An 18,372-nucleotide genomic window follows, 5' to 3' on the forward strand; every position below is an offset into this window, starting at 1 on the left:
GCGCGCGCGCCTGCCATAAGATCTGCAAGGCGGTCATTCTCCTATCCATCCCAATGATCGTCCGTCCCATCGTGAGCCATGTGTCCGCCCGACACATGGCTCTTTGGATTCTGCGCTCCTTGAACCCGCCCCGTGCCGCCTGCTGCTGCACCCCGAACGACAATCGGCCGGACCAATGGCCCGGCCGATTTTTTGATGTCACACCCTGCCCCTCTCAAGGGTCGGGGCAGTTTAGTCGTCGAGGTTCAGCGCCACGAAGCGCGGCTCACCTGCCCGACGGACCATCAGGAAGATGGACTTGCGCCCGCCTTCCTCGGCGGCCTCGATCTGGGCTTCGAGATCGGCGATGGAGGCCACTTTGTTCTGCCCCGCCTCGGTGATCACGTCACCCGCCCGCAGGCCTTTTTCCCAAGCAGCGGAGGTTTCGTCCACCGACAGGATCACCAGACCGGGCGTGTCTGCATCGAGGTTCAGCTCGTCGCGCATATCATCGCGAACCGCGCCGACAGTGAGGCCGAGGATCTCTTTCTCGCTCTCATCCGGCACAACATCATCGCCGGTGCCGGTGCCAGCATCGTTGCCAACCGCATCCTCGCGACGACCAAGGGTCACGCGAACGGTCTCGGTCTTGCCATCGCGGAACACCACCACGCGCACAGTCTTGCCCACTTCGGTATCGCCAACGCGGCGGACCAGATCACGGGTATCCTTTACCTCGAAACCGTCAAAGCTGGTGATCACGTCACGGGCCAGCAAACCGGCTTCCTTGGCCGGGCCTTCCGGCACATCGGTGATCAGCACGCCTTCGTCGTTTGTCAGGCCGATCGCCTCGGCCAGATCATCGGTCACGTCCTGAATACGCACACCAAGCCAGCCACGACGGGTTTCGCCAAATTCCTTCAACTGGCTGACCACCTTGGTCACCACATTCGAGGCCATGGAAAAGCCGATGCCGATGGAGCCACCATTGGGCGACAGGATGGCGGTGTTCACGCCGACCACTTCGCCGTCCATGTTGAACAGCGGACCACCGGAGTTGCCGCGGTTGATGGCCGCGTCGGTCTGGATGTAGTCGTCATAGGATCCCGAGAGCGCCCGGTTGCGGGCAGACACGATCCCGGCAGACAGAGAGAACCCCTGCCCAAGCGGATTGCCCATGGCGACAACCCAGTCGCCAACGCGGGCGACGTCGCTGTCCCCGAACTTGACGAATTTCAGCGGCATTGGAGCGTCCACTTTCAACAGCGCAATATCGGTGTTGGGATCGGTGCCCACAACGGTTGCGGGCAGAAAATCGGCAGGCTGGCCATCACCGGGAAAGAATTCGATCTCGATCTCGTCAGCGCCATCAATCACGTGGTTGTTGGTGACGATATAGCCGTCCTCGGAAATCACGAAACCCGATCCCAGCGCCGAAGAACGACGCGGGCGGTTGCCACCGCCATTGCGATCCTGGAACTCACGGAAGAAGTCCTCGAAAGGGGAGCCTTCGGGCACGATGCCCTGGGGACCGGTCCGCCCTTCGACCACGGTCGATGTGGTGATATTCACCACGGCGGGGCTGACCTTTTCGGCCAGCGGCGCGAGGCTTTCGGGCCGTGCCGCTGCCGACAATGTCTGCAGGACCAGCATTGCGGTCCCGAGGACCGCGATCCAGAACAGACGCCAACCGGTCTGCGTGCGCGGGAGGGCACGGTCCTGGCTCAGTGTCTTGGTACTTGTGATGGGATGCACGGACATACTCCTTGAATTGGCCTGTCAACTCTGTCTTTGCCCGCCCCTGCGGACAAGGGGAAAGGGCGCCACCCTGCCTCAGGCACTTGCAGCGCGCCGACGCTCGGGTCGACACACGCCGGGGTGAAATCTCTGGCTACAATGTAGCCACTCCGCGAGAGGTCGCAATGGGGGTTGGGTTCATCTCAATTCGACGTGAATGCTGGTGAAGGTTCCGCGACGGCGTCGCGGCGGCAACAGGCGGATCTTCGCCCAATAAAAGCTGCCATATCGGGGCATCCGCCCTGTCAGCCGCTGTCACGCATCAAAGCGGCCTCTCGAAGCCACCTGTGAAAAAGGCCACTCCGAAGAGCGGCCTTTTCCTGTTCCTCATGCTTTCGCAGATGCGATCACTCGCGCGCCACGCCAGCGGTCCCTTGCGAGGACTTCAGGTAGTTGAAGAACTCGCTGTCGGGAGACAGCACCAACGAGGAGTTGCCCGCCTGCAGCGACCGCGAATAGGCGGTCAGGCTGCGGTAGAATTCAAAGAACTCCGGATCCGCGCCATAGGCTTCGGCAAAGATGCTGTTCCGTTGTGCATCAGCCTCACCACGAATGACTTCCGCCTCGCGCTCGGCTTCGGAGACCAGCTCGACCTCGGTCCGGTCGGCCTGGGCACGCACACGCTGCGCCGCCTCTTCACCACGGGCGATCTCGTCGGCGGCTTCGCGTTCACGCTCAGCGCGCATCCGGGCAAAGGTCGCCTCGAGGTTGGCTTGCGGCAGGTCGGTGCGCTTCAGCCGCACGTCGATCACCTCGAGCCCGAGACCTTCGGCCTGTGCAATGGCACCGTTGCGGATGCGCAGCATCAGCGCCGCACGATCAGACGACAGGATGTCGTTGGAGCTGACGGTACCCAGAACTTCACGGGTCTGGTCGCGCATGATGTTGTCGAGACGGCTTTCGGCAGCGCCGATATTGCCGACACCCACCGCTTCGCGGAAACGACGCACATCGGTGATGCGATAGCGCGCGAAGGCGTCGACCACCAGGCGGCGGTCGTCCAGAGGTGTGACCTCAAGCGGGCCGACTTCGAGGCTGAGAATACGGTCGTCGTATTTCACCACTTCGTCGACGAAGGGCATCTTGAGGGCGAGGCCCGGGGCCTCCTGCACGTTCACGACCCGGCCAAAGCGCATCACCAGCGCCTTTTCCCGTTCGTCCACGATGAAGACCGCCGACAGGCCTGCAAAGACCAGAGCGGCAAGAACAACCAAAGAAATGACAGAGCGGTTCATCAGTTGTCTCCTCCCGATCGACGGATTTCATTCAGCGGCAGATACGGAACGATCCCCTGTCCGCCAGCGCCACTGGTGGTTTCGTCGAGGATGATCTTGTCGACGCGGCTGAACACATCTTCCATCGTTTCCAGATAGAGACGCTTGCGGGTCACCTCGGGGGCCTTCTCGTATTCCGCCAGAACGGCGGAGAAGCGCGACGCCTCACCCTGGGCTTCGTTCACCACCTGCGCGCGGTAGGCCTCGGCCTCCTCGAGCGTCTGGGCGGATTGACCACGGGCCGATGCCAGCTTGCGGTTGGCGTAGGCATCCGCTTGCTTTTCAAGCCGGTCACGTTCCTGACCAGCGGATTGCACCTCGCGGAAGGCGTCCTTGACCGGTTCCGGCGGATCGGCCCCGTCAAAGTTGACCCGGACGATGTTGACGCCGGAATCATAGCTGTCGAGCGTGAACTGGATCAGCTCTTCTAGGCGCTGAGAGATCAAACCCCGGTCACGGTTGAGGATCGGTGCCAGCTGCGACTGCGCGATAATCTCGCGCATGGCGGATTCAGACACCGCCTGAATGGTCGCTTTGGGGTCGCGCAGGTTGAAGAGATACTGATCCGGCGCGGAGATGTTCCAGACCACCTGGAAATCCACGTCGATGATGTTCTCATCTCCCGTCAGCATCAGACCAGCGTCGGAGCCACGGGCGCCCGCGCCGATGCTTTCGGTCTGCTCAACGCTGACCGGGACCACCTCATAGGTGACAAGCGGCCACGGAGCGAAGTTCAGGCCGGGTTCGCCAACGCTGGAGAATTCGCCCAGGAACAGCTCCACGGACTTCTCTTCCGTTTTCACAGTATAGAAGCTGCCGTAAACCCAGAGGCCCGCCGCCACCAAGGCCGCCAGTGCGACGCCACCTTTGGAAAAGAGCGGGCTGCCACCGCCAGAGCCGCCACCTTGCGGGCCCTTGCCGTTGCCACCGCCGCCACGACCGCCCATGAGGACGCGCAGCTGCTCCTGCCCTTTCTTCACCAGCTCGTCGATCTCGGGGATCTGGTTGTCTTCCGGACGGCGGCCACCGCCACCGCTACCGTCACCACCACCATTATTGCCCCGGTTGCCTCCGCCGCCGGAGGAACCGCCGCCCCCCCAGGGGCCACCACTGTTCCCAGCCATGTGTCTCCTATCCATCTCTCCCCGCCGTATCAGCGGATATTGCCCTCTAACCTGTGGTCACCGCGCCGATATTCAAGACGGAGCAGCTCCCAAAGTGACCGAACGCGTCAAAGCGTCCGGACAGGGGTTTTTAGTGTTACCAATTCTTCCGACATGGTCGGATGAACTGCAACAGTTTGGTCGAAATCTTCCTTTGTCGCCCCCATCTTGACGGCAATTCCCGCCAGCTGGATCATCTCGCCCGCACCGGGTGCGACAATATGACAGCCCAGCACCTTGCGGCTGGCCTGACTTACAATCAGTTTCATCAGCACGCGCTGCGCCCGCCCGGCAAAGCTCTGCTGCATCGGCTTGAAGGACGTCGAATAGACCTCGATCGTTTCCTGTTCTGCCGCCTCTTCTTCGCTTAGCCCGATGGTGCCCATTTCCGGCTGCGTGAAAATCGCGGTGGGGATCAGCTCGTGGTCAGGGCTGGTGGGATTGCCGTTGAACACGGTCTCCACGAAGGCCATGCCCTCGCGGATCGCCACCGGGGTCAGGTTGACGCGATCGGTTACGTCGCCGATCGCATAGACCGACGGCACTGCCGTCTGACTGTATTGATCTACCTTGATTTCGCCGCCCTTGCCGCGCGCGATGCCCAATTCCTCCAGCCCGAGGTCATCCGCATTCGGGTTGCGGCCGGTGGCAAACATCACCTGATCGAACAGGCTTTCGTCACCATTGGTGGCCTTGACCCAGATCTGGTCGCCTTCCTTGCGCATCTCCAGCACGTTAGTGCCGAGTTTCAGGTCGATGCCGGACTGGATCATTTCCTCGGCCACCAGACCGCGCGCTTCCTCATCAAAGCCCCGCAGGATCTGAGCGCCGCGATAATACTGCGTGGTGTCCACCCCGAGGCCGTTCATGATGCCGGCAAACTCGGACGCGATATAGCCGCCACCCACAATCAGGATACGCTTTGGCAGCGTCTCCAAGTGGAACATCTCGTTCGAGGTGATCGCCAGCTCGGAGCCCGGGAACTCCGGCACCCAAGGGCGACCGCCGGTGGCGATCAGGATGTGTTTCGCAGTCTTTCGGGTGCCGTCAGACAGCTCCACCGTGTGGGCATCCGCCAGCTTCGCGCGGGCGTCAAAGCTCTCCACGCCGGAGTTTTTCAGCAGGTTGCGATAGATGCCTTCCAACCGGTCCAGCTCGGTGTTGAGCTTGGTCTTGAAGTGATCCCAATCGAAGCCCTTGTTCTCAAGGTCCCAGCCATAGGCCCGGCCATCTTCGACCATGCCGGCATACTCGGAGGCAAAAACCATCAGCTTTTTCGGCACGCAGCCGCGAATGACGCAGGTGCCGCCATAGCGGTCCTCTTCCGCCAGGGCCACCGATGCGCCGCCTGCGGCTGCAACGCGCGCTGCGCGCACCCCACCGGAGCCGCCCCCAATGACAAAAAGATCATAATCAAAGCTCATAGTCGTCGCCCTTCTTTGGTCTTGCGCGAGGTATCCCACAGCGCGATGTGAATTGCCAGTGTCGCAAGTGGGGGCGCGGCGTGACTTTTCATATGCCTGTCAGGGCTTTTGTCGCAAAAGCGTGAAGTCCGCGTGAAGAACAGCGCGTGCTCAGATCACTCCGTATGCGAATGCACCACAACGTCAAAGCCTTCCTGCGGTGTTGGGGGCGCGAAGTGCCGGGTGAACTGGTGAAACTGCGCCTCTGTCGCGGCAAAGGCATGGTTGCCAGCAGCATTTCGGCGACGCAACCGGGCCAGGCAAGTGTCATCAGATACATCAAGCAGATGGAGCTGATGCGCCGCCCCGGTCTGTGTCAGAAGATCCCGCATCCAGGCCCGGGTCGCGACGGTATTGGCGGGAAAATCCAGAACCACCGAAACCCCGGCCTCCAACAGCGCCGCCACATGCGGGGCCATGACTGCGCGCAGGCTGGCCGAACAGCGGACATAATCCGCCGGGGAAGACATCTGATCCGCATATAGCCCATGAAGCCATGCGTCCTCCGCCAGCAGCACCGTGGCGTCCTGCGCCGCAAGCTGCGCGGCGAGGGTGGATTTTCCGGATGCGATCTTGCCACACAGCAGGTGCAGCATCGGATGAGACTGAGACATGGCGGCCTTTCAACAGTTGGTCAGGTCCGGCACGACCCGCGCCAAACCACAGCAGAGCGTCCGACCCACATAATGTGATGGCGTTGGATTGGCACAGGTCTGATGCGGCGTCCACCTGTTCCCACCCTGTGCAGCGTGAGGTCCACTGCACGCAGTCGGGGGATGGGGTGCCCCTGCCACGACACTTCGGAATGCACCAACGCCGGTCTGGCCCCCGCAACAGAATGCCCCGCTCATAGCCACAAGATCACATGCGCCAGCCACATCGCCTAGCCACCTCATCAGTGGGGTTGAACCCCGGCCACCCTTGTCCCACATTGCCCCTTGCAGGGACGACCCTGCGCACGGAGCCACCCCGATGGCGACGTGGTTTGTCACTTCGGGACGACCCGATTACGCAGTATGAGGTCGCCCATGCGCTCCCCCCTTGACCGTATCCGTCATGCCCTGAGTTTTGAAATCATCGCGTTGTTGATGGTTATCCCGTTGGGGGCCTATCTGTTCCACCTCCCCATTCATGACATCGGGGCGGTCGGCGTGGTCAGCGCCACGCTCGCGACACTGTGGAACTTCGTCTACAACTACGCTTTTGATAGCGTTCTGAAACGCCGGACGGGCACGACGCTGAAAACCACACCGATACGGGTCTTTCACGCGGTGCTGTTTGAGGTCGGCCTGCTGCTGGTCCTGATGCCATTTATCGCCTGGTATCTCGGCGTAAGTCTCTGGCAGGCCTTCGTGATGGATGTGTCCTTCGCCCTGTTCTACATGGCCTATGCCTTTTGCTTCAACTGGGCCTACGACCGGCTGTTTCCCCTTCCGGAGTGGCAGAACGCCCGGCAGAACAGCTAAGGAGCAGGGGCGCGCCCGCTTCTTGCGCGCCCGGCACGGCGGGCCTGGGCGGGCCTGGGACCGGCGCGTCTACTCGCTCAGGTCGGTGAACAGGTTCTCATCATCAACGAAGTCGATGCGATCAGTCTCCACCGTGCCCTCGTTGATGTCGCGCACCTCAACCTTGCCGTCACCATAGCCGATCACCACCGTATCGCAGATGTCGATGAACAGCCCGTTCTCCACCACGCCGGGGATCTGGTTGATGACCAGCGCCAACTGACGCGGATTGCCGATACGGGTCAGATGCAGATCGAGGATGTGATTGCCCTCATCCGTCACATAGGGGCTGGCACCATTCATCCGCAGGGTGGAGGTCCGGCCCATCACATCCATCGAGATCAGCGTTTCCTCGACCAGGGCCTGTGTGGTCTGCCAGCCGAAGGGGATAACCTCGATCGGCAACGGAAAGGCCCCCAGTGTTGCCACCTCCTTGGCCTTGTCGGCGATCACAACCATCTGGTCCGAGGCGGTGGCCACGATCTTCTCGTGCAGCAGCGCGCCACCACCTCCCTTGATCAGGTTCAGATCGCTGTCAAATTCATCCGCCCCATCAATGGTAAGATCGAGCCATTTGGCCTCATCCAGAGTGATCACCTCGATGCCAACTTCACGCGCCAGCGCGGCTGTGCGGGCAGAGGTAGGCACGCCGGTGATCTTCAGACCGTCCTCGCGCACCATCTCGCCAAGACAGCGCACCAGCCAGGCGGCCGTGGACCCGGTCCCAAGCCCCACGCGCATGCCGTCCTCGACCATTTCAGCGGCGCGTTTGGCGGCCACGAACTTGGCCTTGTCGATAGGGGAAAGCTCTCCGCTCATGATCTCGTGACCTCCGTGTGTTTGAATTGGACGATGACTGCACTCACCGATTTTGCAAGAGGTATAGGCCGATTGTCCGCCCTGTGCGAGGACCGAAGTGGCATCCGAAATGCGCATCGCCTCTAGGGCAAGCGCTGCGATCCACGCCTGCCAACGCGTCAGAAAGCACCGTTGCGAGGTTCCCCAAGCGCCGCGCGCCATAGGCGCGCGGCGCGGGTCGTTTCGGGCCTTGCCCGAAGCGAAAACCCTAATGCCACAGGCAGATCATGAACAGATCGCCGCAACGGTTGCACTCAGGCACATATAACATAGATTGCAGCTGCGCGTTTCCTATCGGAAACGTCGGAAACGAACGCTTCGCGGCGGCGGAGCGAGACTAGGATCGCCGCATGACTGCACCGCTTCGCCTTCACTATGCGCCCGACAACGCCTCGCTCATCCTGCGATTGGCGCTGGAAGAGCTTGGGCTGGACTATGAGGCGGTGCTGGTGGATCGCAAGACCCGCGGCCAAACTGCACCGCACTACTTGCGAATGAACCCAAATGGCACCATCCCGGTGCTGGAAACACCCGATGGTGCGATGTTCGAGACCGCTGCTATCCTGCTCTGGCTCGCCGACCGGGAGCGCCGCCTGCTGCCGGCACCGGAGGCGCCCGCGCGCGGCAGATGCCTCACCTGGCTGTTCTGGTGCTCCAACACGCTGCATATCGACCTGCGCCAGAGCTTCTATCCAGAGAAATACATCGGCGATGACCGCGCCCATCAGGCGCAGCTGCGCGCCATGCTACGTGGGCGCCTGCAGAATGATCTGCGCATGATCGACGACGCCCTGCGGCAGGCGCCCGCATTGGCCGGCGGCGATCAGCCGACGGTGCTTGACCTCTACCTGCCCTGTCTGTTGCGATGGACCAAACTCTACGCCGACCCGCCCGAGGCACCCTGGTTCGACCTCGCCGCCTACCCCGCCCTGCTGCATGTCTGCCAACGGGCCGAAACCCGCGCCAGCACCCATGCGGCGCAACGCGCCGAAGGGCTGGGCGCCACGCCCTTCACCGCCCCCACACTTGCCACCCCTCCAGAAGGATCAGCCACCTAAATGTTCCTCTCCGTCTTCGACATGTTCAAGGTCGGCATCGGCCCGTCCTCCTCGCACACCATGGGCCCGATGGTCGCGGCTGCGCGCTTTCTCGACATGATGCGCGCCTCGCCCTTTGCCTTTCACGGGCTGCGGGCCTCGCTGCATGGCTCGCTGGCCTTCACCGGCGTCGGCCATGCCACTGATCGCGCCACAATCCTCGGCCTCGCCGGCTTCCGGCCCGACACCTATGACGACGACAAGGCCGAAGCGACGCTGGCCGCCATCAACGAGACCGGCACCATCGAGCTGGACGGTCTTGGCACTCTGCGCTTTGATCCCAAGGCAGACATGATCTTCGACTACGATCATGCGCTCACAGGCCACGCCAACGGCATGGTGCTGATGGCCACCGATGCGCAGGGCGATGTCACCCTGCGGCAGGTGTTCTACTCTGTCGGTGGTGGCTTTGTGCTGACCGAAGAGGAGCTGGCGCAGGGCAAAGCGACCGATGAGGGCGACCCGATCCCCTACCCGTTCAAATCCGCCGTCGAAATGCTGGAGATGGCAAAATCCTCCGGTCTGACCATCGCCCAGATGAAACGCGCCAATGAGGTGTCGCGCGGCTGCGAAGAAAGCCTCAACCGCGGCACAGCGCGGCTCTGGCAGGTGATGAACGACTGCATCAACCGCGGGTTGGAGCGCGATGGCATCCTGCCCGGCGGCCTCAAGGTGCGCCGCCGCGCCAAGGGCATTTATGATGCGCTGATGGCCGAGCGTGGCATGAACCTGACCGCGCCGCATACGATCAACGACTGGATGAGTGTCTACGCCATGGCGGTGAACGAGGAAAACGCCGCCGGGGGACAGGTGGTAACCGCCCCCACCAATGGCGCGGCAGGCGTGTTGCCTGCGGTGCTGCGCTACTACCTCGACCATGTGCCGGGGGCGTCGGAGAAACACATGGAGGATTTCCTGCTGACCGCCGCTGCAATCGGGGGGCTGGTCAAATACAATGCCTCGATCTCGGGCGCCGAGGCGGGCTGCCAGGCCGAGGTGGGGTCCGCCGCCGCCATGGCTGCTGCCGGTCTCTGTGCCGTCATGGGCGGCAGCGTGGAGCAGGTCGAGAATGCCGCCGAGATCGCGCTGGAGCATCACCTCGGGATGACCTGTGATCCGGTCAAGGGGCTGGTGCAGGTGCCCTGCATCGAACGCAACGGCCTCGGCGCGATCAAGGCGGTCTCCGCCGCCTCTCTGGCCCTGCGCGGCGACGGCGAGCATTTTGTGCCCTTGGATGCTGTCATCGAGACCATGCGCCAGACCGGTCAGGATATGCATGAGAAATACAAGGAAACCTCGCTTGGTGGCCTTGCAGTGAACGTACCGAACTGCTGACGCAGGCGACCCAGCTGCACAAAGGCGGGGCTGCTCCCGCCCGTGCGACCCGCATTGAAAATGCGGCCCCTCCGGTTGGGCCGAGCGCGCCGCGCGCCCCGCAGGGGCGCGCGGCGCGAGTCGCTTCGGGCATAGCCCGAAGCGAAACCCCTCGCTCAGCATGACGGACAGCCGCAGACGCCCGGACGACAGCTGCCGAGAACACACCTCGCAAACTCCTGAACATCTTCAGCACTTGCCAAGGTCCCACCCCGCCCCTAGCGTCCCCGCATGAGTACCTCCTCCGCAGCCCAAAGCCTCTCCGATACGGATCGCCCCTTGCTCGGCATTGCGCTGATGCTGGGCTTCTGCGCCTTGATCCCACTTGGCGATGCGGTGGCAAAGATCCTCTCCACCCGCATCCCCGTCGGGCAGATCGTCCTGGCCCGGTTTGCCGCACAGGGCCTCATCCTCGCCCCGGTTGCCCTGATGCTGGGGATCTCACTGCGCTTGCCTTCCCGCGTGATGCCGAAGGTCATCCTGCGCACGCTGCTGCAGATGGCCGGAATCACCGCTATGTTTATGGCCCTGCGCTACCTGCCGCTGGCCGATGCGGTGGCGATTGCCTTCGTGATGCCCTTCATCATGCTGCTCCTAGGCAAATACGTCCTGAAGGAAGAAGTCGGCCTGCGCCGACTGCTGGCCTGCGTGGTGGGCTTTGCCGGTACCCTGCTGGTGATCCAGCCGAGCTTTGCCGAGGTCGGCCTCAACGCGCTCTGGCCGCTTGCTGTGGCGGTGATTTTCTCAGTCTTCATGATGGTCACCCGCACCCTCGCCCGCGACACCGACCCGATCGCCATCCAAGCGGTCTCCGGCGGCATTGCCTGCCTGTTGATGGCCGGTTTTTTCGCGCTGGGTTACGGCTTTTCCATTGAGGAGCTGAACACCACCCTGCCCGCGACACCGGAACTGAAGCTCCTGGCCCTTGCAGGCGTGCTTGGGACAATAGCGCATCTGCTGATGACCTGGTCGCTGCGTTACGCGCCGACCAGCACGCTGGCCTCGATGCAATATCTTGAAATTCCGGTGGCGGTCTTTGTCGGCTGGCTGGTGTTTTCTGAACTGCCCAACAGTATCGCGGCCTGTGGCATCGCGCTGACCGTGGCGGCCGGGCTCTATGCTGTCTTGCGCGAACGGCAGGTCAACCGCGCCGCGCGCGAGGTCAATCCCGCTGCAACAACGGAGAGCGGCCTGCCCGCATCGCCGGAATAAGCGCCGGCAGGCAGTCTCGCGGCAGCAGTGCCAACAACCCCGGCCCATCTGCCTCGATCCGGATCGCTCCAGTGGCACGATTCGAGGTTCCAATCCGCGACATGGGCGACAGGTCGAGCCCCTCGATGGGCCATTCCAGCCCGCTGGACCGCCCCGTCACCGGTGCCAGTGGAAACAGCGAGACCACATCGCCCGGTGTCAGCTCCAGCTCAAGTGGCGCCGTCACATGCACCACGACCTCATGCGCCCCGATCAGAATACAAGGCGTGTCATGCGGTTGCGCCAAGACGTGCAGGGCCGCCAGTTGGTGATCCACCCTCGCTCCGAGGAACCCCACAGCCAGTATCAGCGGCGCGGTGACCGCCCTCACGGCCTTATCGAAATCAGTGGTTTCCTGTTCCGGTACATGATGCAGTATACTGTCTGACAGGGATGATCGCGTAGCTGCAGAGAGCGAGTCGAAATCGCCGATCACCGCGCGCGGCTCGTAGCCCAGACGCAGCGCTTGATCGGCACCGCCATCGGCGGCCACCAGAAACGGCGCATGGCTCAGGGCGTCCGCAAGGTCGGACTTTGCCACCTCTCCGCCGCCAATCAGCGTTACCGGGGCGGTTTCATGAACAATCACCTCTGTCATGAGAGGATACCTCGCAGAAATGGAAACAAGCCACAATCTAAACACAAAATTATACGAACAATTGCTAGGATTCGGGCCGAATTTGACCTGAGGATGAATAGGGTGAACGGTGCGACTTTGGTGAGGACGAACCGACAAATGGTACATAATAACAAAGTTCTAACGGTTTCTTATGGGACGTTTTCATGCACGCTCGAGGGGTTCGAAGACTCCTTTGGCACCATGAAGGTGATCGCTGAGTATTTTCGCGACCTCGCATCTGATGATCGCTACTTTGGCGCAGAGCCTCCACAGCCCGACGCCGACATGCTGGCCCGTATCGCCCAGAAAGAGATCGCCCGTCAGGTCGAGGCCCGCAGCGGCGAAGGTGGCATCCATCTACGCGCGGCGGCGGCCGCCGAGCAGCCACCTGCCCCGGCCCAACCCGCCCTGACCTCAGGACTTTCAACCGCAGCCGAGGTCGCGCCCTCCGTGTCTGAAGCGCCGCAGACTGATTCGCAGCCCGAGGACCCGACGCCCACGCAGTCCTCCGCAGCTGCTGAGGGTGCAGAACCCACCGATGCAGAAACCGCGACGGCGCGCGGCGAGGACGACACGTCCGAGGCCGACACGGACAACGACGCCTCCGACGCCATCCTCTGGAGCGTCAACACCACGCTCACCCCGGCTGAGCCCGTGGCCGCAGCAGACCCGGACGCCGAAGACATCACCCCGGCGTCGCCAGCCCCAGCACAGCCACGTGAAGATACCGTACCTGCGCAGGACAGCATTGCCGCCAAGCTGCAGCGCATCCGCGCGGTTGTGGCAAAAACGCCCGCAGACAACGATGATTTCACCGAAGATGAGCACGCAGAGACCGTCGTCACAGAGGAGACCTCCGAACTGGAGGATGTCCTGACCACCGGCGATGACGCGGACAGCGAAGCGGTATCTGCCTCCGAAGAGGAATCGGTCAGCGACATACTGGACCGGCTGGACCTGACCGGGTCGCGCGCCGCATCCCGTGACGCGGCCGAAGATCCCGCCGATGAGATCGAAGAACAGGCCGTCGCTCAGGAGATCGAGGACGAGGCTGAAATCCAGCCGGAACACGCACCCGTGGCCGCAACGCCCCGGACCGCAGCATCACCTGTCGATGCAGAAGCTGCCGATGCAGGAGCCGCCAGTGCAGTACCGGCAGGGGACCCGCCACGCGAAAAGGTAACGCCGCGCCGTCCCAAGCAAGGCCGGGTGATCCGCGTGAAGCGGGCTCAGGTCGACCCCAATCTGATCGACGCAACCGCCGAGCCTGTGGCCGAACCGCAGCCCTCCGAACCGTCCAAGACGCCCGCCCTCGCCGCTGCCAGCAGCCTGTCCGAGGATGACGAAGCCGATTTGGCGGCGGAATTGGCAGCTGTTGAGGCCGAGCTTCTGGCATCTTCGACAGACAGGACTGACGATGACGCTGCGAAGGATGAAACCTCGGAGGAAGAGGACGCGCCTTATGTCACGCCGCAAGCCAGCCAGCATTTCGCTGACAGTGGCAGCGCAGCAGACGAAGCGGCCTCCGCCCGCCCGGCACGCGACATTCTTACGTCACGCGACAGCGCCTCGGATGGGGATGTGTCGCGCCTGATGGCCGCAGCAGATCACCGATTGAACGACGAAGACGCCACGACGTCACGCGAGACCTACAATCAGCTGCGCGCAGCCGTGGCCGCCGCTCAGGCCGACAGCGACGGGTCCGACGAGGCCCGCCGCGAGGCGCGCACCCGCGCCTTCCGCGATGATCTGGCCAGCGTTGTGCGCCCCGGTCGCCCCGCCTCCGACGCAACGGGCGATACCGCCGCAGAACCGATGCGCGCAAAGGCGCCGTCCGCACCACTGAAATTGGTTGCGGAACAGCGCATCGACCCGTCGGAGAAACACACTCCCTCCGAGGTTGCCTCGGCCGTGGCCGAAGGCGCACGCCAGGCGGCCACCGCGCCCGTGCGCCCGCGTCGCGTCTCCAGCGCGCTTCTGACACCAGAGCCAGATGAGGCCACGAGTGCGACCCAGCAGGACGGCGCGTTTGCTGACTATGCGTCGGACAAGGGAGCTGTCGAGCTGAGTGAACTGCTGGAGGCCGCGGCCTCTTACATGAGCTTTGTCGAAGGACGCGAAAGTTTCTCCCGGCCGCAGCTGATCAACAAGGTTCGGACGCTGGATACGGCCAAGGATGGCTTCAACCGCGAAGATGGCCTGCGCTCGTTTGGGCTGCTGCTGCGCGAAGGCAAGCTGAAGAAAGCGTCAAACGGCCGCTTCTCAGTATCCTCCCAGATTGGCTTTCGCCCCGACAATCGCGCTGCGGGCTGAACACGCCCCGGTCTGCACCAGAGAGATCACATGCAAAACGCCGCCCCATTCCGGAGCGGCGTTTTGCATATCAAGTGATGAAACGCGCCCTGTCCGCCAGTCAAAATGCGCATCGAAAGAGAGGTTTTTCGCTTCGGGCTTTTCCCGAAGCGACCGGCGCCGCGCACCCCAAAGGGGTGCGCGGCGCCGGGCCCAACTGGACGATGTGTTCCGCCAGGGACACTGAGACCAGGCGGGAGCCTCCCCCGCCCCTTGGTCCCCGACCGTTATGTCAGCTACTTCGGGTGTTCGTCGTGCAGCGCATCCGGGTCTTCCTTGCCTACGCCCTTGAAGACAAACTTGAAGGGCAGCACCCAGGCCACGCCCAGCGCGACATAGACCAGAAGTTCGAGCCAGAGCGGCGGACGATCTAGAAGGTTCAGGACCGTCACCGCCAATACGATATAAACCGGCATCCCCACCAAGAGGATCACCAGCGCCCAGATCCGGCGGGCGCGATAGCTCAGACCCTCGCGCGCCATCAGTCGGCGAAGGGATCGGTCACCAGAATGGTGTCGTCCCGCTCCGGGCTGGTGGACAAAAGCGCGACGGGGCATTGGATCAGCTCCTCGACGCGGCGCACGTATTTGATCGCATTGGCCGGCAGGTCCGCCCAGGAGCGCGCGCCCTCGGTGGATTCGCTCCAGCCTTCCAGCTCCTCGTAGATCGGCTTGCAGCGCGCCTGCTGGTCGGCGGCAGTGGGCAGGTAGTCCAGCCGTTCGCCGTCCAGGTCATAGCCGGTGCAGATTTTTAGCGTCTCAAACCCGTCCAGAACATCGAGCTTGGTCAAGGAAATACCGTTGATGCCGGAGGTGGCGCAGGTCTGGCGCACGAGGCAGGCATCGAACCAGCCGCAGCGGCGCTGACGGCCGGTGGTGGTGCCGAACTCATGGCCGCGGGTGCCGAGCCGGTCGCCATCTGCATCGGGCTTGCCCTCGGCGTCCAGCAGCTCGGTCGGGAACGGCCCTTCGCCGACGCGGGTGGTATAGGCCTTCACGATGCCCAGCACATAATCGATCGAATTGGGGCCGATGCCGACGCCGGTGGCGGCCTGGCCTGCGATCACATTCGACGAGGTAACAAAGGGATAGGTGCCGAAATCAATGTCCAGCAGCGCGCCCTGAGCGCCTTCGAACAGGATGCGTTTGCCGGCCTTGCGCTTCTCGTTCATCACCTTCCAAACCGGGGCCGCGAAAGGCAGGATCTCGCCCGCGATCTCTTTCAGCAATGCCACCAGAGCATCGCGGTCGATCGCTTCCACACCCAGACCCTTGCGCAGTGGGTCATGGTGCTGCAGCGCGCGATCCACGCGGGCCTCCAGTGTTGCGTGATCGGCGAGATCAGCGACGCGGATGGCGCGGCGGCCGACCTTGTCCTCATAGGCGGGGCCGATGCCACGCCCTGTGGTGCCGATCTTGGTGCCCTTTGAGGCGGCCTCTTCGCGTGCGCGATCCAGTTCACCGTGGAACGGCATGATCAGCGGCGTGTTTTCCGCGATCATCAGCGTCTCTGGCGTGATCTCCACGCCTTGCGCGCGCACCGTGGCGATCTCCTTCATCAGGTGCCAGGGGTCGAGCACAACCCCATTGCCGATGACTGAGAGCTTGCCACCGCGCACCACACCGGAGGGCAGCGCGTGCAGCTTGTACACCTTGCTGTCGATGACCAGCGTGTGGCCGGCATTGTGGCCGCCCTGAAAGCGCGCGATCACATCGGCGCGTTCGCTGAGCCAGTCAACGATCTTGCCTTTACCTTCATCGCCCCATTGGGCGCCGACTACCACGACATTGGCCATCTCAGGTCCTTTGCATGCTGGGTTGAAACCGACGCCCCGTATAGCGAGCCGGTGCGGGCGATGAAACCGGAAACTTCTATCCGACGCGACTTCACCGCAATCACGGCACTCGATACTGCTGTCAGACGCCCTCTTGCAAATGCACCGGCTGGCCATGCGGGGTTGCGAGGTAGGCACGTTCCCAGCCCTGCTTCACATGCTCGACCTCGGTGGCCGTCACATGTCCTTCGGCGGTCATCATGGCTTCGATGGTCGCCAGCCAGATCTCGAAGTAATCGTCCCCACCGTTCAGCTCCCGCGCCAGCCCGGCCTCCTGAAGCGCAGCAGAGAACTGCGTGACCCATTCGGGCCAGGTGAACAGGCCACTTTCATTCAAATGAACGGCCAGAGCAAAGGCCTGCGCATGCCAAGGCGCCTCAAAGACCGGCGTGGGGAGAGTGTCACATTGCGGCATGGTCACACGGGCTCCAGATAGCTTTGCCACAGATCCAGCACCACCTCGTCGCCGGGATGCTCGGCATGTGGCCACAGCGCGCCAGCCTTGAACACCACCGCATAAAGTGGCTCCGGCGCCTCGCCCAGACTGTGGGCATTGCAGTCCGGCAGCACGTGACTGCCATGTTGGCGCAAGATCACCCCCTGCGCGGCACTGGCATAGGTCGGCAGCCGGGTGTGACCGCCATCCACCAGCGTATTGGCGCTGCGCCGGGTCCGCACACGATCTCCGGGCTGGAATCGCACCTCCACCGCGCTGGCGCGATCCGCGGGACCACCCGTTGCCAACACACCCGCGACCTTATGAGCTGCCAGTCGGCGCGGGCTGAGTGGATGCGCCTTGGCAGGAGGTTCGCCCTCCGACGCGCCCTCCGATACGATGCCCGGCGCGTCACGCAGATCCTCACGGCTCAGCACCCCCTGCTCCACCAGCAGATTGGCCAAGGCTGCCATCCATTTCTCGTAATAGCTGAAACGGGTGTAATCCACCGGGCTGAGCCGCTCGCGCGCATGGCGCGACATATCGATGTTCCACTGGCCGAGCGAGCCACATGCCAGCGTCACTGCAAGCGCGCGGGCGTGCCAATCCTCGGAGAAGACCGGCGCGTCCTCCGCGTCGGGTTCAATCTGGCCGTCACCGTAACGCCCCCCCATGTCATGAAGACGGCTCACCGCTGCGCCCCCCGGGCTGCGGCATCGTCTGGCTGGAGGGCAAGGCCGGTGCCGATCATCGAATCACGGCTGACCAGCCGCTCCAACGCCTCGAGACTCCAGCCCTCGGTTCCAGCCGGACGCATCGGCAGCACCAGATAGCGGACCTCGGCGGTGGAGTCCCAGACACGCACGGCCACCTCGGCAGGCAGGGTCACGCCAAATTCCGCCAGCACCTTGCGCGGCTCCCGCACGGCGCGGGCGCGATAAGCGTCAGACTTGTACCACCCCGGCGGAATGCCCAGCAGCGGCCACGGATAACAGCTGCACAGGGTGCAGACGACCATGTTGTGGCGCGCGGGCGTATTTTCCACCACCACTACATGTTCGCCCTGCCGCCCATTGAGGTCGAGCTCTGCCAGAACCGTATCTGCATCTGTCAGCAGCGCCGCTCGAAACTCTGGCTCTGCCCAGGCCCGGGCGACCACGCGGGCGCCATTTTGCGGGCCGATATGGTTTTCGTAAGTGTCGATGATTTCATCCAAGGCAGCCGGATCGATCAGCCCCTTTCGGGTTAGAATCGTCTCCAGCGCCCGCACCCGGAGCACCGGGTCAGAGGGCAAATGGGAATGCGGCTGGCTGTGCGGGTCATCTATGTCATGCGGCATGATCTGGACCTTGCCCTTGCAAATGCGCCCT

Annotated in this window: 17 protein-coding genes; 5 read left to right on the plus strand and 12 right to left on the minus strand. The window is 63.2% G+C overall.

What is annotated here, in order from left to right; all coding sequences use genetic code 11:
* Positions 1–231: 231 nt before the first annotated feature.
* The 5 genes from CLV89_RS06960 to CLV89_RS06980 form a co-directional block, all read right to left on the minus strand.
* A complete protein-coding gene (locus CLV89_RS06960; RefSeq protein WP_421687086.1) occupies positions 232–1,740 on the minus strand; it encodes a Do family serine endopeptidase in 1,509 nt (502 codons plus the stop codon).
* Between the two features lie 383 nt (positions 1,741–2,123).
* Positions 2,124–3,011 (minus strand): protease modulator HflC, encoded by an 888-nt coding sequence (gene hflC, locus CLV89_RS06965; RefSeq protein ID WP_106162916.1) that lies wholly within the window; start codon positions 3,009–3,011, stop codon positions 2,124–2,126.
* On the minus strand, positions 3,011–4,174 hold the full coding sequence (gene hflK, locus CLV89_RS06970) for an FtsH protease activity modulator HflK (protein WP_106162917.1): 1,164 nt from the start codon (positions 4,172–4,174) through the stop codon (positions 3,011–3,013). The genes hflC and hflK overlap by 1 nt, the downstream gene beginning before the upstream one ends.
* A 107-nt stretch (positions 4,175–4,281) precedes the next feature.
* Entirely contained in the window at positions 4,282–5,637 is a 1,356-nt protein-coding gene (gene gor / locus CLV89_RS06975) for a glutathione-disulfide reductase (RefSeq protein ID WP_106162918.1), read from the minus strand.
* Between the two features lie 155 nt (positions 5,638–5,792).
* Entirely contained in the window at positions 5,793–6,290 is a 498-nt protein-coding gene (locus CLV89_RS06980; protein WP_106162919.1) for a P-loop nucleotide/nucleoside kinase family protein, read from the minus strand.
* A gap of 414 nt (positions 6,291–6,704) precedes the next feature.
* Here CLV89_RS06980 and CLV89_RS06985 point away from each other — a divergent pair, with 414 nt between their 5' ends.
* Entirely contained in the window at positions 6,705–7,142 is a 438-nt protein-coding gene (locus CLV89_RS06985; protein ID WP_106162920.1) for a PACE efflux transporter, read from the plus strand.
* Between the two features lie 69 nt (positions 7,143–7,211).
* Here the strand turns inward: CLV89_RS06985 and rpiA are convergent, their stop codons facing one another.
* Positions 7,212–8,000, minus strand: coding sequence for a ribose-5-phosphate isomerase RpiA (gene rpiA, locus CLV89_RS06990; RefSeq protein WP_106162921.1), 789 nt, complete (start codon positions 7,998–8,000; stop codon positions 7,212–7,214).
* Positions 8,001–8,389: 389 nt separating this feature from the next.
* Between rpiA and CLV89_RS06995 the strand changes: the two genes are divergently transcribed.
* The 3 genes from CLV89_RS06995 (at position 8,390) to CLV89_RS07005 (ending at position 11,722) form a co-directional block, all read left to right on the plus strand.
* Entirely contained in the window at positions 8,390–9,097 is a 708-nt protein-coding gene (locus CLV89_RS06995; protein ID WP_106162922.1) for a glutathione S-transferase family protein, read from the plus strand.
* Positions 9,098–10,471 carry an L-serine ammonia-lyase gene (locus CLV89_RS07000; RefSeq protein ID WP_106162923.1) on the plus strand — a complete coding sequence of 458 codons (1,374 nt, stop codon included), beginning with the start codon at positions 9,098–9,100 and terminating at the stop codon, positions 10,469–10,471.
* 270 nt (positions 10,472–10,741) lie between these two features.
* The gene (locus CLV89_RS07005) at positions 10,742–11,722 is read left to right on the plus strand and encodes a DMT family transporter (RefSeq protein ID WP_106162924.1); all 981 of its coding nucleotides are present in this window, start codon (positions 10,742–10,744) and stop codon (positions 11,720–11,722) included.
* Here the strand turns inward: CLV89_RS07005 and CLV89_RS07010 are convergent.
* The gene (locus CLV89_RS07010; RefSeq protein WP_106162925.1) at positions 11,673–12,359 is read right to left on the minus strand and encodes a thiamine diphosphokinase; all 687 of its coding nucleotides are present in this window, start codon (positions 12,357–12,359) and stop codon (positions 11,673–11,675) included. The two genes, CLV89_RS07005 and CLV89_RS07010, sit on opposite strands and share 50 nt — an antisense overlap.
* Before the next feature lie 138 nt (positions 12,360–12,497).
* On the opposite strand from CLV89_RS07010, the gene CLV89_RS07015 reads away from it, so the two are divergent.
* Positions 12,498–14,693, plus strand: coding sequence for a chemotaxis protein CheA (locus tag CLV89_RS07015; protein ID WP_106162926.1), 2,196 nt, complete (start codon positions 12,498–12,500; stop codon positions 14,691–14,693).
* Positions 14,694–14,968: 275 nt separating this feature from the next.
* Here the strand turns inward: CLV89_RS07015 and CLV89_RS07020 are convergent, their stop codons facing one another.
* The 5 genes from CLV89_RS07020 to nthA form a co-directional block, all read right to left on the minus strand.
* Entirely contained in the window at positions 14,969–15,214 is a 246-nt protein-coding gene (locus tag CLV89_RS07020) for a DUF2842 domain-containing protein (protein ID WP_106162927.1), read from the minus strand.
* A complete protein-coding gene (locus tag CLV89_RS07025; protein WP_106162928.1) occupies positions 15,214–16,527 on the minus strand; it encodes an adenylosuccinate synthase in 1,314 nt (437 codons plus the stop codon). Before CLV89_RS07025 ends, CLV89_RS07020 begins: the two co-directional genes overlap by 1 nt.
* 121 nt (positions 16,528–16,648) lie before the next feature.
* Positions 16,649–16,981: a nitrile hydratase accessory protein gene (locus CLV89_RS07030; RefSeq protein WP_106162929.1), complete on the minus strand. Its 333-nt coding sequence runs from the start codon at positions 16,979–16,981 to the stop codon at positions 16,649–16,651.
* 2 nt (positions 16,982–16,983) lie between these two features.
* Positions 16,984–17,694: a nitrile hydratase subunit beta gene (nthB, locus tag CLV89_RS07035; RefSeq protein WP_106162930.1), complete on the minus strand. Its 711-nt coding sequence runs from the start codon at positions 17,692–17,694 to the stop codon at positions 16,984–16,986.
* Positions 17,691–18,341, minus strand: a complete 651-nt coding sequence (gene nthA, locus CLV89_RS07040) for a nitrile hydratase subunit alpha (protein ID WP_106163112.1) — start codon at positions 18,339–18,341, stop codon at positions 17,691–17,693. The genes nthB and nthA overlap by 4 nt, the downstream gene beginning before the upstream one ends.
* Positions 18,342–18,372 lie beyond the last annotated feature (31 nt).

The organism is Tritonibacter scottomollicae (genome assembly GCF_003003215.1).
Lineage (GTDB): Bacteria > Pseudomonadota > Alphaproteobacteria > Rhodobacterales > Rhodobacteraceae > Epibacterium > Epibacterium scottomollicae.

What these genes read in the sequence shown, in the direction of transcription:
- CLV89_RS07015 (WP_106162926.1), top strand. Translation starts at nt 12,498, where the DNA reads ATGGTACATAATAACAAAGTTCTAACGGTTTCTTATGGGACGTTTTCA.
- CLV89_RS06980 (WP_106162919.1), bottom strand. Translation starts at nt 6,290, where the DNA reads ATGTCTCAGTCTCATCCGATGCTGCACCTGCTGTGTGGCAAGATCGCA.
- rpiA (WP_106162921.1), bottom strand. Translation starts at nt 8,000, where the DNA reads ATGAGCGGAGAGCTTTCCCCTATCGACAAGGCCAAGTTCGTGGCCGCC.
- hflK (WP_106162917.1), bottom strand. Translation starts at nt 4,174, where the DNA reads ATGGCTGGGAACAGTGGTGGCCCCTGGGGGGGCGGCGGTTCCTCCGGC.
- CLV89_RS07030 (WP_106162929.1), bottom strand. Translation starts at nt 16,981, where the DNA reads ATGCCGCAATGTGACACTCTCCCCACGCCGGTCTTTGAGGCGCCTTGG.
- CLV89_RS06985 (WP_106162920.1), top strand. Translation starts at nt 6,705, where the DNA reads ATGCGCTCCCCCCTTGACCGTATCCGTCATGCCCTGAGTTTTGAAATC.
- CLV89_RS07000 (WP_106162923.1), top strand. Translation starts at nt 9,098, where the DNA reads ATGTTCCTCTCCGTCTTCGACATGTTCAAGGTCGGCATCGGCCCGTCC.
- CLV89_RS06960 (WP_421687086.1), bottom strand. Translation starts at nt 1,740, where the DNA reads ATGTCCGTGCATCCCATCACAAGTACCAAGACACTGAGCCAGGACCGT.
- CLV89_RS07010 (WP_106162925.1), bottom strand. Translation starts at nt 12,359, where the DNA reads ATGACAGAGGTGATTGTTCATGAAACCGCCCCGGTAACGCTGATTGGC.
- nthA (WP_106163112.1), bottom strand. Translation starts at nt 18,341, where the DNA reads ATGCCGCATGACATAGATGACCCGCACAGCCAGCCGCATTCCCATTTG.
- hflC (WP_106162916.1), bottom strand. Translation starts at nt 3,011, where the DNA reads ATGAACCGCTCTGTCATTTCTTTGGTTGTTCTTGCCGCTCTGGTCTTT.
- CLV89_RS07020 (WP_106162927.1), bottom strand. Translation starts at nt 15,214, where the DNA reads ATGGCGCGCGAGGGTCTGAGCTATCGCGCCCGCCGGATCTGGGCGCTG.
- CLV89_RS07025 (WP_106162928.1), bottom strand. Translation starts at nt 16,527, where the DNA reads ATGGCCAATGTCGTGGTAGTCGGCGCCCAATGGGGCGATGAAGGTAAA.
- CLV89_RS07005 (WP_106162924.1), top strand. Translation starts at nt 10,742, where the DNA reads ATGAGTACCTCCTCCGCAGCCCAAAGCCTCTCCGATACGGATCGCCCC.
- gor (WP_106162918.1), bottom strand. Translation starts at nt 5,637, where the DNA reads ATGAGCTTTGATTATGATCTTTTTGTCATTGGGGGCGGCTCCGGTGGG.
- CLV89_RS06995 (WP_106162922.1), top strand. Translation starts at nt 8,390, where the DNA reads ATGACTGCACCGCTTCGCCTTCACTATGCGCCCGACAACGCCTCGCTC.